Origin of the sequence: Parapontixanthobacter aurantiacus (genome assembly GCF_009827635.1) — a bacterium.
Taxonomy (GTDB): Bacteria; Pseudomonadota; Alphaproteobacteria; order Sphingomonadales; family Sphingomonadaceae; genus Parapontixanthobacter; species Parapontixanthobacter aurantiacus.
On record NZ_WTYW01000005.1, the window covers coordinates 38994 to 54830 of the forward strand.

General features: G+C 63.0%; 11 protein-coding genes. 5 read left to right on the top strand and 6 right to left on the bottom strand.

All coding sequences use genetic code 11. The features are described from left to right. The first annotated feature begins 507 nt into the window (after positions 1–507). From GRI38_RS13040 to GRI38_RS13050, 3 genes are all read left to right on the top strand, one after another. Positions 508–3948: a TonB-dependent receptor gene (locus GRI38_RS13040; protein WP_160684984.1), complete on the top strand. Its 3441-nt coding sequence runs from the start codon at positions 508–510 to the stop codon at positions 3946–3948. A 114-nt stretch (positions 3949–4062) separates the two neighbouring features. Then, complete coding sequence (locus GRI38_RS13045; RefSeq protein ID WP_237487554.1) at positions 4063–4869, top strand: energy transducer TonB; 807 nt, start codon at positions 4063–4065, stop codon at positions 4867–4869. Positions 4870–4935: 66 nt separating this feature from the next. After that, positions 4936–5964, top strand: coding sequence for a mannose-1-phosphate guanylyltransferase (locus GRI38_RS13050; RefSeq protein ID WP_160684987.1), 1029 nt, complete (start codon positions 4936–4938; stop codon positions 5962–5964). A gap of 18 nt (positions 5965–5982) precedes the next feature. On the opposite strand, the gene GRI38_RS13055 is transcribed toward GRI38_RS13050, so the two are convergent. Both GRI38_RS13055 and GRI38_RS13060 read right to left on the bottom strand, forming a co-directional pair. Continuing rightward, positions 5983–8532 (bottom strand): HWE histidine kinase domain-containing protein, encoded by a 2550-nt coding sequence (locus GRI38_RS13055; protein WP_160684990.1) that lies wholly within the window; start codon positions 8530–8532, stop codon positions 5983–5985. Next, a complete protein-coding gene (locus GRI38_RS13060) occupies positions 8529–9125 on the bottom strand; it encodes a biliverdin-producing heme oxygenase (protein ID WP_160684993.1) in 597 nt (198 codons plus the stop codon). The genes GRI38_RS13055 and GRI38_RS13060 overlap by 4 nt, the downstream gene beginning before the upstream one ends. Before the next feature lie 202 nt (positions 9126–9327). On the opposite strand from GRI38_RS13060, the gene GRI38_RS13065 reads away from it, so the two are divergent. Beyond that, positions 9328–9768: a DUF2721 domain-containing protein gene (locus tag GRI38_RS13065; protein WP_160684996.1), complete on the top strand. Its 441-nt coding sequence runs from the start codon at positions 9328–9330 to the stop codon at positions 9766–9768. A 30-nt stretch (positions 9769–9798) separates the two neighbouring features. Here GRI38_RS13065 and GRI38_RS13070 read toward each other — a convergent pair whose 3' ends face one another. Genes GRI38_RS13070 through GRI38_RS13080 form a run of 3 tightly spaced genes read right to left on the bottom strand, consistent with a single transcriptional unit; the run spans position 9799 to position 12094 of the window. Then, positions 9799–10095 (bottom strand): polyhydroxyalkanoic acid system family protein, encoded by a 297-nt coding sequence (locus tag GRI38_RS13070; RefSeq protein WP_160684999.1) that lies wholly within the window; start codon positions 10093–10095, stop codon positions 9799–9801. Further along, positions 10095–10871, bottom strand: coding sequence for a hypothetical protein (locus tag GRI38_RS13075; protein ID WP_160685002.1), 777 nt, complete (start codon positions 10869–10871; stop codon positions 10095–10097). The genes GRI38_RS13070 and GRI38_RS13075 overlap by 1 nt, the downstream gene beginning before the upstream one ends. Next, positions 10871–12094, bottom strand: a complete 1224-nt coding sequence (locus tag GRI38_RS13080; protein ID WP_160685005.1) for a toxic anion resistance protein — start codon at positions 12092–12094, stop codon at positions 10871–10873. Before GRI38_RS13080 ends, GRI38_RS13075 begins: the two co-directional genes overlap by 1 nt. Positions 12095–12304: 210 nt before the next feature. On the opposite strand from GRI38_RS13080, the gene GRI38_RS13085 reads away from it, so the two are divergent. Further along, positions 12305–13948 (top strand): TIGR00341 family protein, encoded by a 1644-nt coding sequence (locus tag GRI38_RS13085; RefSeq protein WP_237487555.1) that lies wholly within the window; start codon positions 12305–12307, stop codon positions 13946–13948. A 74-nt stretch (positions 13949–14022) separates the two neighbouring features. Here the strand turns inward: GRI38_RS13085 and GRI38_RS13090 are convergent, their stop codons facing one another. Continuing rightward, positions 14023–15771 carry a fatty acyl-AMP ligase gene (locus tag GRI38_RS13090; RefSeq protein WP_160685008.1) on the bottom strand — a complete coding sequence of 583 codons (1749 nt, stop codon included), beginning with the start codon at positions 15769–15771 and terminating at the stop codon, positions 14023–14025. Between the last annotated feature and the right edge of the window lie 66 nt (positions 15772–15837).

Below are 15837 nucleotides of genomic sequence, written 5' to 3' on the forward strand. Positions count from 1 at the left end.
ACCGTCGCTAGGAATGATTTATAAAATGCCGGTGCCCGTCAAGAACAATCTTGCGATAAGCGGGCCGCTTGGAAACATAAGTTTCAATTAGGATACCAAACCCGTCATTAGAAAAACGCGGCGCGCCAAATTTCGCGACAGTAACTCAAACCGCGCAATTCTGCGTGTTTGAGGGTCTCGAACATAAAGCCCTCGAGAGAGAATCATTATCGGGCATGTCGGCGCGGCGCGCGGAAACGAATTTGGGGCAGGCGTCAGCGCCCGCCCGACGGTAAAAAAATCCGGTTACTGCGCTATTTTTGCAACGATGCTATGTCATTGATTTGTATGATTCTTCGGTTTCAGACCCCAGTGGATAAGCCGAAAGGCGAGGGGGCTGCAAAACTGTCACGAAGTGGTAATAAAGCTCCCGCTTAGGGCAGCGGCATATCGCCACGGGAGAGGCGGCGATTGTCGAACACAAACTTCGCGTTTCTAGTCATTGCTATTTGGACATAGGGGTTCTGAATGAAACTCAAGTACTTGCTGGCGGCCAGCGTGGTCAGCCTTTCCGCCGCAGCCATCGTGCCGGCACCTCTCGCCGCTCAGCAGATCACCTCGGGCATCGAGGGATTCGTCGAGAGCACGGACGGCACTCCGCTCGCCGGGGCAACCGTCGTCATCACCGATACCCGGACCGGTCAGCAGCAGACGATTACGACCGGGCAGCAGGGCTCTTTCCGCGCCGACAGTCTTATCACCGGCGGACCCTACACTGTCACCGCGACCCTTCCCGGTTTCGAAGGCCAGACCGTCGAGAACGTCTTCATCAACTTGCAGGGTAATGCGCAGCTGACATTCTCGCTTTCCGATGCGTCCGTCGCGAGCAGCGATGTCATCGTCGTGACCGGTTCGCGCGTCCAACTGACGCAGCGTGCCATTGGTCCGGGTCAGTCCTTCGGTGCCGAAACGATCGACGCATTCCCCTCGATCAGCCGCGACGTCCGCGACATCATCCGGCTCGACCCTCGCGTCAGCCTCGATCGTTCGAACGAAGTCGACCGGGTCTCGTGCCTCGGCGGCAACGAGCGCACCAACGCATTCACCGTCGACGGCATCGCTCAATCCGACCTTTTCGGCCTGAACGGAACGCCCTTCGCAAGCCGCAATTCGTTGCCGCTGCCTTACGATGCCATTCGCGAGACGTCGGTCGAATTCGCCCCGTTCGATGTACAATACGGCCAGTTCACCGGCTGCGCCATCAACGTCGTCACCAAGTCCGGCGGCAATGACTTCCACGGCTCTGCCTTCTTCACTTACGCCGATGACAGCTTGCAGGGTGATCAGGCTGGCGATCTCGACTTCGCCGGACAGCCCTATAAGGAAAAGCGCTGGGGTGCCACGCTGAGCGGTCCCATCATTCCCGACCGCCTCTTCTTCTTCGTCGGCTACGAGGAAACCGATCTCGGTGACAGCCAGCTCGAGGGCCCTCCCGGCCTCGGCTTCCCCACCGAACTGGACTTCGTCACGACCGAACAGTTCAATCGCTTCTCCAATATCCTGAGCGATACCTACGGCATCGACAGCGGCGGCATCGCAACCGATCTTGCGCAAGGAGACGTGCGCTATTTCGGTCGTATCGACGCCATCATCAACGACAATCACCGTCTCGAAGCGACGTATCAGCGGCTCGAGGAAGAAAATGTCGAGCCCGACGATTTCAGCCGGCAGTCGCGCGTATTTACCGGCCTCAACTCGTTCGAGGAAGAGGGAACGGTCAGCGACTATTACTCGGTTCGCGTCTATTCCGACTGGTCCGACATCTTCTCGACCGAACTGCGCGCATCGCGTGCAGACGTTCAGGACGTCCAGGGTCCAGTTGGCGGCGGCGAAGCCCAATCCGGCAACCCCATTCCGCGCATCGTGGTCGGCGTCTCGAACGGAACGAACCTCGGTTCGATCGTAGCCGGCCCCGGTTTCTCGCGCACCTCGAACGAGCTGAACACGACGGTTACACAGCTGAAGGCGCTCGGACGGATCAACGCGGACAGCCACACGGTCACGATCGGTGCCGAGTATAACGAACTCGACGTCTTCAACCTGTTCGCACAGAACTCCACCGGGACGCTGACGTTCATCGATCTCGACGATTTCGAAGCCGGTCTGCTTTCCAGCGGCACCAACACTTTCCCGAGCGGTGCCGATATCGCTGATGGCGATGCAGCAGGTGCTTACGGCAACTTTACGGCAAGCGGTGACATCAACGATGCTGCTGCCGACTGGAAGCGCAAGACCTTCTCGATCTATGCGCAGGACGACTGGCAGGCCTCCGATCAGCTGAACATCGTCGCCGGCGTTCGCGTCGAGTGGCTTTCGGGAGATGCGCCCGAAGCAAACCCAGCCTTCCTCGACCGTTACGGCTTCACCAACGCGAACAGCTTCGGCAAGGTCGATCCGGTCATTCTGCCGCGTCTCGGCCTGACCTACGACTTCGACAATGAAGGCTTCTTCTACAGCACGGCGATCCGTGGCGGCGTGGGCCGGTTCACGGGCGGCGACCCGGCCGTGTATTTCTCGAACGCGTTCTCCAACAACGGCTTTGCTGTTGGCTTCGGCCGAACGGGGCGGGCGAATTGCGGTCCTGAGGGGACGCAGGTCGATGTCGTCGAGAACGGCCAGTTCACTGGCGTTCCGGCCTGCGTCATTGCCGCCGCGTCGGCATCGTCAGCAGGTGGTACGGCCGACACGCAGTCGACCGATCCCGATTTCAAGGCGCCGACCGTATGGCGCGCGAACTTCGGTATCTCGACCGGCTTCGGCACGGGAACGGGCCTGCTCAGCGACTGGCAGCTCGATCTTGACTTCATCTACAGCAAGTTCGTCAATCCGGTCGATTTCGTCGATCTGTCGCAGGTCGTGAATACCGACCTCGGCCTCGACGGTTTCACGGTCGACGGGCGTCCGATCTACCGGGCGATCGACCCCACGGCTGACGGCTGCTCCGCGCAGTTGCAGAACCAGGGCGGTCTCTCGCCGACCTACACCAACGTCACTCCGGCCTGTTTCAACACCAGCCGCGATGACGAAATCCAGCTGACCAACGGCAAGAGCTACGAGAGCAAGATCGCTTCGGCCATCCTGACGAAGAACTGGTATCGCGGTATCTTCACGGAAACCGGCGCCATCAACTTCAACCTCGGCTATGCTTACACCGATGCCGAGAACAACCGCTATGCTAACAGCTCCACGGCAACGTCGAGCTTCGACATCGTGGCTGCTTTCGATCGTCAGAACGTCGATGTCGCCACGGCGGAATATCAGTCGCGGCATAACTTCTCGCTTGGTCTGAACTTCCGCGAGCAGTTCTTCGGCGACAACGATACTAGCTTCGGTTTCGTGTTCATCGCGCGCTCGGGCCGTCCTTACTCCATCGTGCAGGACAACATCTCGAGCAGCGTGTTCAACGACAGTGCCAGCGGCGACTTCAACTCGCTCTTGTACATCCCGACGGGTATCGACGATCCGAACGTCGTCTATCGCGATACGACGTTCAACGGCGCGGTTGTCCAGACGGCGGAACAGGCTGCGCAGGGGCTCGATGCATTCATCAACGAGAATGACTGCATTAGCGAATATCGCGGTCGTACGATCGCTCGCAACAGCTGCAACAACCCGTGGTTCTACGACCTCGACGTGCGTTTCGCACAGGAACTGCCCGGACCGGCAAGCCTGTTCGGTGTCACCGAGGACAAGCTGGAACTGTTCGTCGATTTCGACAACTTCCTGAACCTCATCGACAGCGATGCCAATGTGTTCGAGCGCTACCGTTATACGGAAGCCCCGATCCAGGCGAACTTCGATTCCTCGGGCCGTTACGTCTATTCGAACTATAGCGGCCTCGGTGCTCCGGAAATCCAGCCGAGCTCCTCGCTGTGGAAGATCCAGCTTGGCGTTCGCTACGAATTCTAAGCGATAGGCAGCCAGACAAGAGAACGGGGCGGTATCCGGGAGGGTGCCGCCCCTTTTTCTTTGCGTCATTCGCGGCGCTGTAATCCATCTCGTCGCTTCGCCCGCTGCAAAGGCTTGCGCGGACTTCCCGAAAGCTGGCAGGAACGCGGCATGGACACGAGCGAGAGGGCCGGGAGCAATGCGAACCGGGCCGGTAGATCATCGGGTGGATACGGCAACGCGCGCCGGCGGCCGCGCGTCGGCCTGATACTGCTTCTCGTGCTGCTTCACCTCGGCGCACTTTACGGATTGGCACGACTGTTCGCGCCGGACATGGTTGCGGGGGTGGAGCGCGAAGTGCTGTCCACCTTTTCCATTCCGACCGCCCCTCCCGAACCGGCCCCTCCACCCGATGCCGCACCCGACGACGGTGCGGCAGGAGAACCGGGACGCGAAGCCATCCCGCGGCCCGAGACCGCGCCCGAACCCGAAGTCGTCATCCGGCAGGATCGCCCCATACCGCGCGCGAGCGCCGAAGGCCGCGACACGACATCGGGAGCGCGCGAGGAAGGCAGCGGCACGGGCGCAGCCGGCGAGGGCCTGGGCACGGGATCAGGCAATGCCGGAAGCGGGCAGGGCGGCGGTGGAGCCGTCACGCGCCCCTCGGTCCGGTCCGGCCGGATCGATGCCGCGCGCGACTTTCCCATACCGGAAGGCGGCCGCGCAACCCGCTTCGGCACGCGCATCGTCGTCGCTTTTACCGTCGGCGTCGACGGTCGCGCCTCCAATTGCAGCGTCATCCGCCCCGGCCCCGATCCTCGGGCGAACGCCGCCCTATGCCCGCTCGTCATCGAGCGCATCCGTTTCAACCCGGCCCGCGATGCGGCGGGCAATCCGGTGCCCGCGCGTTACGGGTGGGAGCAGACTTTCGATCCGGCCTAGGCGTGGCGGGAAGACCTTTTATCGACAAGGCGGACCCGATTGCCCGTTCGCGAATTTGGAAGTGATATGAGCCTCATACACCCGGTTATCCTGTGCGGTGGCGGCGGCACGCGTCTTTGGCCACGAAGCCGGATCGCCGCACCCAAGCCTTTCCTTCCCCTCGTCGGAGAGCGTACGCTGTTCCAGCAATCGCTCGAGCGGACTCGCGACCCTTCGCTGTTCGCACCGCCCATCGTCGTTGCGGGCGAGGCGCACCAGCAATTTGTGATGGAGCAAGCGGGCGAGGAAGCGCGTCTCATCGTCGAACCGGCGGCGCGCAACACCGCCCCGGCTATCGCGCTGGCCGCTGCACGACTGGAGCCCGAGGACATCATGCTCGTCTGCCCGTCCGACCATCACATCGGCGATGGTGCGGCCTTCAGGGCGGGCGTGGCAAAGGCGCGCGATCTGGCGGCAGAAGGGTGGCTCGTCGCGTTCGGCGTCGCGCCGACCCGGCCCGAGACGGGCTATGGCTACATCAAGACCGGAGAGCCGCTCGGCGAAGGACACCGCATCGAACGCTTCGTCGAAAAGCCCGATGCCGAGCGAGCCGAAACCTTCCTGGCGGAGGGCGGCTACATCTGGAACGGGGGCATCTTCGCATTCGCTGCCGGTCGCTATCTCGAGGAATTGCAGCGGACCCGGCCCGAGATGGCGTCAGCGGCCCTGCGCGCGGTCGAGGAGGGGCGCAGCGAGGGGCGCGTTTTCTACCCCGCAGGAGAGCCATTCGCGCAAATCACCGGGGAATCGGTCGATTATGCGGTCATGGAGCATACGGATCGAGCGGCCACCGTCTCGGCGGACATGGGGTGGTCGGACATCGGCAACTGGGACGCGCTTGCCGAAGCGCGGGACAGCGATGGGGACGGCAACCACGCACGCGGTCAGGCCGACCTCGTCGATTGTCGCAACGTCATGGTCGAAAGCGATGGGCCACGCGTATCCATCGTGGGTGCGTGCGACCTCATCGTGGTCGTGGACAAGGGCGAGGTGCTGGTCACGACCCGCGAAGGGGCGCAGAAGGTCGGGAAACTTCCCGGTGCCGCCGACCAGTAAAGCCGGCAGCCGCCGAAATCAGTAGCTGCTCCACTCTTCGAGAAGCTGGGTAACTTCCTGCTTGCCGTAAGGCTTCGTCAGGAGTTTCTTCGCGCCGAGTTCCTTCAGCTTCTCGTCGAGATCGCCATAGCCCGTCGCGAGCACGAACGGCACGCCTTTTTCTCGCAAGGCCTTGGCGACCGGTTCGCTCGACGTGCTGCCGAGATTGAAGTCGAGGATCGCGAACTGGAACTCGTGATCCTTCAGCATACCGAGCGCCTGCGTCACCGTGCTGGCGACTTCGACGCGGGCGACGCCCGCTTCTTCCAGGCAATCCTGCACGTCGAGCGCGATCAGCATGCTGTCTTCGACGAGCAGCACGCTGTCGGGTATTTCGCTCGCGCCGGTTTCGGTGCGCGGTTCCCGTTCGCTGCGCGGAAGGGTTTCCTCGACCTCTTCATCCGTTACGGTGACATGCGCCGCAGGTATGACGAAGGTCGCTTCGAGACCGTCCTTCTTATATGCCACTTCGCTCTCTCCCCCCAGTTCGAACGGGATCGACTTTTCGATGATCGTCGAACCGAAACCGCGGCGCTTGGGCTTGGTAACTTCGGGCCCGTCTTCCTCGCGCCAGTCGATCTGCAGATCGCCATTATCCCTGATCGACAGATTGACTAGCAGCTTACCACGACTGTCGCAAAGCGAACCATATTTCGCGGCATTGGTAATCATCTCGTGCATCACGAGGGCAAGGACCGTGAACGCCTCGGGCGCAATCATGACGCGCGGTCCGCAAATCTTCACCCGGTCGGTCTTGCCCGCGAGATAGGCTTCCGCCTCGGAAGCGAGCAGATCGCGAAAGGCCGCCGCGGTCCAGTTCTGGCGCGTGATATTGTCATGCGCGTTGGAGAGGGCACCGATGCGTCCGGCAATCAGGTCCGAAAATTCGTCGATCGTCTCCGCCTGACTGCGCGACTGGCTGACGAGGCTGCGAATAAGGTTGAGGATGTTGCGCACGCGGTGGTTCAGTTCCGCGATCAGCAATTCCTGCTGCGCCTGCGACCGGGCGCGTTCCTGCACGGCTTCGTCGGTCACGCGCAGGATCACTTCGAGCAGGCTGGTGCGGATCGCCACGGCTGCGTCGCGCTCCCGCCTTGTCCATGGGGCGCTGCGACCGCGGACGGTGTCCTGCCATGCGGCGAAACTCTTGCGCGGGGTCAGCCGGTCGCCCGTTTCCTTCGCCTTGCTCGGATCGCCGGCCCACGACACGATCCGCACGAGTTCGCGGCGCCACAAGATGACGTAGTCGCGCGGGCTTCGCGAGATCGGAATGATGATTGCGCCTACCACCCGGTCGGCAAATTGCTGCGCTTCCGGGATCAGCTGTTCGAGCGATTCCGTGGCAGTGATCGTGCTCGTCTCGAGCGTGTTGAGGATCGGCTGGATCTGTCCGAATTCTTCCTTGTCGGGCGCCATCCCATAGGTCCGGTAGACGCCGTCGAGCCACACGCTGACGCCGTCGAAATCGATCACCCGTTCGAGCATCGGAGCAATCTCGTCGAGACTTTCCGCAATCGAGGTGCCGGCGGCGAAGCCGCGCATCAGCTGGTCGTGCAGCTTGAAGGAATCGATCTCGTTTGCCGCGCGCTGCGCGTTGAGGGCGCGCTCGATATTGATCGAAATGATGGCCGAGACGAGTTCCGCTGCCGTCCGCTCGGAATAGGACAGCTTCGCAGGCTCGTAATGATGGCAGGCGACGAGGCCCCACAGCTTGCCCTCGACCACGATCGAAATCGACAGCGAGGCCATGACGCCCATATTGCGCAGATATTCGAGATGGACGAGCGAGACCGAGCGCAGGATGGACAGCGACAGGTCGAGCGGTTCGCCGCTCGTCGTGATGCCGGGCACGATCGGCACGCCCTCGTCGCGCACATCGGCGATGATGCGAAAGCGGTTCTTCAGGTAAAGCTCGCGCGCCTGTTCGGGAATGTCTGTCTTGGGATAGCGCAGACCGAAATAGCTTTCGACTTCGGCCTTGTGATCCTCTGCGATGACTTCGCCCGTGCCGTCCTCATGGAACTTGTAGACCATCACGCGGTCGAAGCCGATCAGCTTGCGGACCTCTGCCACGGTGATGTTGCACAGCTCGACAATGTCCTGCTCGTTCGGGAGCCTGGTGATCAGCGGACCGAGCGCCGCAATCCGGCTGTTGTGATCGGTGCCGTCGTGCGGCTCGAACTCGATGACGAGCGTCTTGCCCGTGCTGTGCAGCGCGACGTCGAACGTCGTGTCGGCAGCGGTCAGCCTCATGCCGAAGCAACGCTCGACCTGCTCGTTCTCGAAACAGTCGCGCGAGACCCGGCGCAATTCCTTCATCGCGGCGCCGTCGAAGAATTCGTCGAGCCGATGCCCGCGCGGGTTGCCGATGTCCTTGCCAAGTATTTCGGACAGGTTTTCCGAATATTGCGTCACGATCCAGTCGCTGTTGACCGCGACGAGCGCGCCGAAGGACTGCACCTGCCCGAGCTGATGGATTGGCTCGCGGTCGCAATCGGTTATGTCGGTAACGGTCTTCGCGAGCGTCATGCGGCCACCATGGCGAGTTCGCCATCGGCAATGTGCAGGAACAGCGAGAAAGCGGCGGTCGCCCCCTCGATCGCATTTCTCTCGGTCTCCTGCGACCGAGGGCGTTCGAGATGCGGGCGAAGCACGTTCCAGTAATCCTTCATCGAGTTATCGGCCAGAAAAGCGTGCGGCTGTGTACTCACGGGCATTGCTCGTTTCAAGCGCAACAGCATCATCTGGTTGCCGAGCGCGGAGCCTGCCAGCACCCACGCCACGCCGAGCGCCGCATCGTCCGGCCGGTCGGCCCCGGGCACGTCGAACGGCTTCACCCGCGTCGAATGAAGCCGGGGGGAGGCCCCGGTAATCATGATGTCGCGCTCGATGATGCCCGATTGCCGCGGCGGCAGCCCGATGCCGTCGAGTTCACGTACGGCCAGCCACAATTCGATGGGGCGGCGCGCGGCCAGCTGCACGCGCAGGAACCGGGCATACTGAACGGGATTGGTCAGATCGAGATTGCCGAGCTGACGGTCGAGCCGGTCGTGCAAATCGGATGTCGCCCTACGAAGCTTTGCCCGCAAGGTGTCCTTATTCTTGTCCGAATGCGTTCCCATTACTCTTTCGTGCCCGCCCTCACGTAAAATCAGGCTTTCGCACGAACCTCTCTCCCGTTATTGCCTTAATGCGATCGGGAGCGTGCGAAAATTCAATCGTCATACTACGTGCCAGAACCGGTTTCGTTCCGGTCCGGCATCCGGTTTCCCGTGTATCCTTAGTGAGTTAATTTCGCATTGTGACGAAGGACAGGCCCGGTTCATGATTGCCCAGACCATCCAGCTTGCGCTCGCGCCAGTTTTCGTCCTCGTGGCGATCGGCAACATCATGAACCTGCTGTCCAGCAGGCTCGGGCGGGTGGTCGATCGCTCGCGCCAGTTGCAGGAGCGGCACCGCGAAACCAGCGGCGCGGAGCACGACATCGTCGTGCGCGAAATCCGCATCATCGACCGCCGCATCGAACTGATCGGCCATGCGATCCTCCGGATGGTGCTGAGTGGCCTCAGCATCGGCGTGACCGTGGTCCTGCTGTTCGTTGAGGAATTCGCCAATCTCGCCCTCCAACCGGTGGTGGCGACGTTCTTCATCCTCGCCGTCGCCCTCTTGATGTGGGCGCTCGTCCTGTTCCTGCGCGAGACGCGGGCGGCTTCCGAGGCGCTGCGCATCCCGAAGGACTTTCTGGAACTCGACCGCGACCTCTAGCAGCCTGCTGAAAGGCGGGACCGCGTCAGGTCACGTCAGCAGCTTCACGCCCTTGTCGCGGATCGCGCCGGCCACGATCGGCTCGAAGAAAGAGAGGGCAGGGGGCAGGGTCACGACGAACACGACCTGCTGATCCTCGACCAGAACGCTCCCATCGACCGACTGGCCCAGAGCCGCGACCGACATCGCCATCTCGTCCTCGCTGCGCCAGTTCGTCGTCACGTGCGCCATGCCGCCGGGAATGTGATCGGCGATCTCGCCGCTGCGTTCGCGGAGGCGCCGCCGCACTTCCGCCTTGTCAAGATTGTGGGGAATGGCGACGCGCATCAGGCTTCCTCTCCCTCGCGCTGCGCGCGCCCGTCGGTGAGGGCGGCATCCTGCCCCTTGCCGTATTTGTAATCGATATAGCGGTGCTTGATGGCAAGGTCGTCCATCGCGCCGGTCGATAGCTGCCGGTTGATGCCGTCGAGTTCGCGAGAGATGTTGGTGAGGCTCTGCGTCAATTGCTCGTTCGGGGTCGAACCGGCGCTCGCATCGGACCGCATGTGCTGCGGGATGCGGCGATAGCTCTCGACCGTTTCGGGCAGGATTTCGCCGACCAGCTTGCGGATGTCGCGGGTCGCGGGATGGTTGGGGTCCGCGGTCTCCAGCTGGATGCCGAGCGTATCGAGCTGCACGCCCATGTCGTCGAGCAGCGCGGCAGCGGGCGCGGGTAGCGCGGCGCGCTGATGCTCCAGCCACAATTCGGTGCGCGCCACCATCGTCTTCGCATCGCCCTTCGTCAGGTCGGCGCGGGCAGGCACCTTCATCTTCGGAAAGATGCTAAAGGCGATGATCGCCGCGATGATCGCGAGGAAGGTCAGCATCACGCCGACAAAGCCGATTCCGCCGATGATCATTCCGGCAGCGATCGCCGCGACGAGGATCGCCCCGATCGCCATCGCGACGCGAATGACCTTGCGCAGATAATGCTGCGTCTTCAGTTGCGAGGAGCCCTTGCCGATCGAACCCGTCGCACGATGCCGCCCGCCAGCGCGATTATCGTCGCGAACGCGGCGGCCTTCCTCGATGATCCGGTCGCTATGAGTCGTCAGATCGCCCATCAGCTATCGAGTTCCAGAAGCGAGGGTTCCTCCTTCGCCAGCTTGCCCTGTGCCTGCGCCTGCCCCTCGGCGCGCGCGATATAGCCCTTGGACTTCTCGACCTCGTCGGTAAGCACGGTGACGGTCTGCTTCATGCTGTCGAGCGCGCGCAGCTTGAACTCGTCCACCTCGTCCATCGTGTCGTAGATGTTCTGGAAGGCGCGTTGCAGCGTTTCCAGCGGGATTGTGCTGGCCGCCGCCTGCTCGTGGATCTTGCCGGTCTGCTCGCGCAGCATCTTGCCGGTGGAATCGATGATGCCTGCCGTCGTGTCGTTGAGGGCGGTGATCTGGCCGAGGACGAGGCGCTGGTTGGTCATCGCCTCGCTCACCGTGACAGCGGTGCGCAACGCACCGACCGTCGTCGTGCTGGCGCGATCGACGCCCTTCACCAGTTCGACATTGTTCTTCTTGACGAGATCGAGCGCAAGATAGCCCTGCACGCTGACCGCCATCTGCGTCAGCAGGTCCTGCGTGCGCTGGCGGACATAGAACAGGGCGGTTTCGCGGATCGCCTTCGCCTTGGCGGGATCGGTGGAATCCAGCTCCTCCGCCTTTTCCTCGAGCCTTTCGTCGAGCGCGCGGGAGATGTGGATCATCTGTTCGAGATTGCCCATCGCCTCCCACAGCTTCTGCCGTTCGACGTCGATGGCGGCATTGTCCATCAAGAGCTCGTCCTTGCCGTCGGCCAGCTTGGTCAGGATCGCTTGGATGTGCGTCTGCGCGCTCTGATAGGATTCGAAATAGTTCTTCAGCTTGTTGCCGAAGGGAATGATGCCGAGGATCTTGCGACCCGTCGTCAGCTTGCCGCGCTTCGACGGGTCGAGATCCTCCACCGTGCGCCGCAGTTCCGACAGGTTCGCGCCGACCCCTTCGTCCTTGTCCATCGCGCGCACCGGGCGGTCGAGGAAACGGTTCGACATCTGCGAAGCCGCCGCGATTTCCTTGCGGCCCATATTGGTGAGCTGATCGACCTTCTTGCCGAATTCGGGGGAATTGGCATCTTCTGCCACCAACGCCTCGACGAAGCCCTCGACCTTGCTCTGCAACTTGGTCTTCACCTCGTCGCTGACGGGCACGAGGCCGGCCGCCTTTTCCGCCGACACGGCGGGCACGGGGTCGGGCGGGGTCAGCTCGAAATCGTCAGTCTTGGTCTTGGTCTGAGTCGTTGTCAGGTTCTCGGCCATGTCGGACAGTCGCTCCAATCTGTGACGGCGTTGAGGTTCGCCTAGTGTATTAGTGTCATACAACACACTGTTCAAGCAGTATCGGGGGCTTTGCGCCCTCTATGCAATAGCAATCTGCGACGAATGCACGTTTGACGGCAGCGGGCGAACGGCTATCGACATAGGCCGAACCCGCGGTCCATGAGGGGCCGGGGCGAGGAGGACGACTTTTTGGCGAACGAGACAGCGGCGAACGGCGAGGGCGCGGCGCAACGCGGATCGCAGCGGCACGTCGGCGCGCCCGGCGACACCGCCGCCGGGAATACGCCGATCTTCGGTCCTGACAGCTTCGCCAGCGTCATGCTGTCCTGGCGTCGTTGGTGGCGTGACGCCGTCATCGGCACGGTCGATCAGGCGAGCGTCATCGAGAAGCGGCGCGAGGAAGCCTATACCTCGCCCCGTTACCTGTTCATGCTCGCCATGTCGGCGGGGATCGCGGTGCTTGGCCTTCTCCTGTCTTCGCCCGCCGTGGTCATCGGCGCCATGCTCATCGCGCCGCTCATGGGCCCGATCATCGGCGCGGGCTTCGCGCTCGCCATTGGCGATTACAAGTGGCTGCGCGGCTCGGTAAGGGCGCTGGTCTCCGGGACAGTCCTGGCGGTCGCGCTATGCGCGCTGATCGTCTTCGTTTCGCCCTTGCAGACGGTCACGCCCGAGATCGCGGCGCGCACGCGGCCCAACCTGTTCGACCTCGGTGTTGCGGTATTCTCGGCGCTGGCCGGTGCCTATTCGATGATAAGGGGACGCGAGGGCACGATCGTCGGGGTCGCCATCGCTACCGCCCTGATGCCGCCGCTTGCCGTGGCGGGCTTCGGCCTCGCGACGACGAACTGGACCGTGTTCTCCGGCGCGCTTCTCCTGTTCGTGACCAACCTCATGACGATCGCGCTGGTCGCCACGATCATGGCGCGCATCTATGGCTTCAGCGCGGAACTGTCGGAGCGCCAGACGCGGTTCCAGACGATCCTGATCGTCACGATCTTCGTCGCGCTCGCCATCCCGCTATTCCTCTCGCTGCGCCAGATCGCCTGGGAAACCAACGCCGCGCGGCAGATCCGCAGCACGGTCCTCGAAAGTTTTGACGGAGATGCGCGCATCTCGCAACTCAGTTTCGATCTGGAGGCGGAGCCGGTGACGGTCGATGCCACCGTCCTGACGCCGCGCACGATGGCCTTGGCAGAGCGCGACGGTGAGGGGTCGCTCGCCGTCCTGCTCGGTCGTCCGGTCGATCTGCGGCTGACGCAGTTCCGCGTCGGCACCCAGGCCGAAGCCGAAGCGGCCGAGATTGCGGCAGCCGATGCGCGCGCGGAAGAGGCGGACGCGGCCCGCGCCGAAGCGATCGCCGCCAATCTGGCGCTCGTCGCCGGTGTGCCTCGTAGCGAGGTGCTGGTGGACCGGCAGAATCGCCGGGCGACGGTGCGCGCTAATCCGCTCGACGGGGCGACGCTCGCTGCCTACCGGACGCTCGAACGGCGCATCGCCGATGGCGTCGATGGCTGGCGGATCGAACTGCGCCCGCCATTGCGCGCGCTGCCTCCGATCGCGTTCGAGGCTCGCTTGCCCGAAGAGGAGGTCGACGCCGACGGCGCGGCTGGCGAGGTGCAATTCGTGCCGACGGAGGAGGGCGCGACGGCGCTCGCACTGGTCGGCTGGGCCGGGGCGCGGGTCGATGCGCCTATCGCGCTTACCGGACCCGAAAGACTGGTCGCAATCGTCGAGGATCGCTTGCGCCGGCAGGGCATCGAACTGGCGCCGAGCGAGATCGTGCCGGGCGGCCTTCGCGTCGTGCCGCGCTGGACCGCTCCCGTAGAGTAAGACGACCGTCGATCCGCCCTCGACATCATTGAGGGCGCTTCAGGTGCACTTGTGGACTTTGCGCGGGAGAGGCGTCAGGCGGCCAGGTCGAGGGGCTGTATCTCCCCGGAAAGGTAGAGTTTCTTGGCCTTTGCGCGGCTCAGCTTGCCGCTGGAGGTGCGCGGCAGCGTGCGCGGCGGAACGAGCTCGACGACACAGTTCATCCCGGTAACCGAGTGAACCTTGTCGCGGATTTGCTGGTGCAGCTTGATGCGTTCCTGAGGATCGGAAACCCGGCAATGGACGAGGACCGCCGGGGCTTCGTCGCCCGCTTCGGTTTCGACCGAAAAGGCCGCGATATCGCCGTGATTGAAGCCCGGAAGCTGCTCGACGGCCCACTCGATATCCTGCGGCCAGTGGTTCTTGCCGTTGATGATGATCATGTCCTTCGCCCGTCCGACGATGAACAGATACCCGTCCGCGAGATAGCCCATGTCACCGGTATCGAGCCACAACTCCCCGTTTTCCTTGGCAACGAGGCAGTCGTTCGTCGCCTCCTCGTTGCGGAAATAGGAATGCATGACCGAGGGACCGCGACACCAGACCTTGCCGATCTGGCGATCGCCCTTCGCCTCTTCGTTCTCGCCCCGAATCTCGACCTGCATGTCGGGCAGGGCCTTGCCGCAATTGACGATCGCGCGGTAGCGGGCGGGGCGCGAGAGGTCGCGCTGCGTACCCGAAAGGCGCTCTTCCTCGACCAGTTCGATGCGAATGCCTTCGCCAGGCGGCATGACCGTCACTGCCAGCGTCGCTTCGGCGAGACCGTAGGAGGGGGTGAAGGCATTGGCCTTGAAGCCCGCACCGGCAAAGGCGTTGACGAAGTTCTGCATCACGTCAGGCCGGATCATGTCCGCCCCGTTTCCGGCGACGCGCCAGCGCGACAGGTCGAACCGCTCGCCGACATTGCTCTGGCTGGAGATGCGGCGGGCGCAGATATCGTAGCCGAAGGTCGGCGAATAGGAGAGCGTCGTGCCCTGATTGCGGCTGATGAGGTCGAGCCAGGCCAGCGGGCGGCGCGCGAAATGCTCCGTCTTGAGGTAGTCGACCGACATCTGGTTCGCGATCAGTGACAGGAAGCATCCGACGAGGCCCATGTCGTGATACCAAGGCAGCCAGCTCACCACGCGCTCGTTCGAGCCGACATTCATCGTCGTCGCGTGGCCGTAGAGGTTGTGAAGCAAGGCCTCGTGCGTGACTGCGACACCGGTCGGGAAGCGCGTCGAGCCGCTGGAATACTGGAGGTAGCAGATGTCTTCGGGCTCGGCCTTGGCAAAGGTGCATTCCGGGCCGTCGCGCTCGGCGAAATCGTCCCAGTTCACGCCCTCGCAACCCTGACGCGCCGCCGCGGCGGCACCCATCTCGTCGATTTCCGCAGGGTAGAGCAGGAACTTGGGATCGCTCGACTGCAACTGCACCGAAAGCTGGTCGATGTAGCTTTCCTTGCCGCCGAATCCGGTAGGCAAAGGCAACGGCACAGGCCAGGCGCCGACTATGACGCAGGCGCAGAACAGCGCGGCGAACTCCGGCGAGGTTTCCGCGATCAGCGCAATGCGGTCGCCCTTCTCGACGCCGCTGGCGACGAGGCGGCGCGCTTGCGCCAAGGCGTCCTCTCGCATTTCCCGAAACGTGTAGGCACGCTCCAACGCGCCCCGCATATCGTGGAAATTCAGGCCCTTTTCGCTTCTCGCGGCGTAATCGATCGCCTCGACGAAGGTGGCGAAATCGGCGCGACGGCGCGGTAACGCGCAATCGTTCGGCGTCGGCTGGATAGCTGCTTCCTGCATGATTATGTTCTGTCGCAACTCTTGATCATAAGATTTGCGCCTTCTTGCACCCCCACATGATCCGCG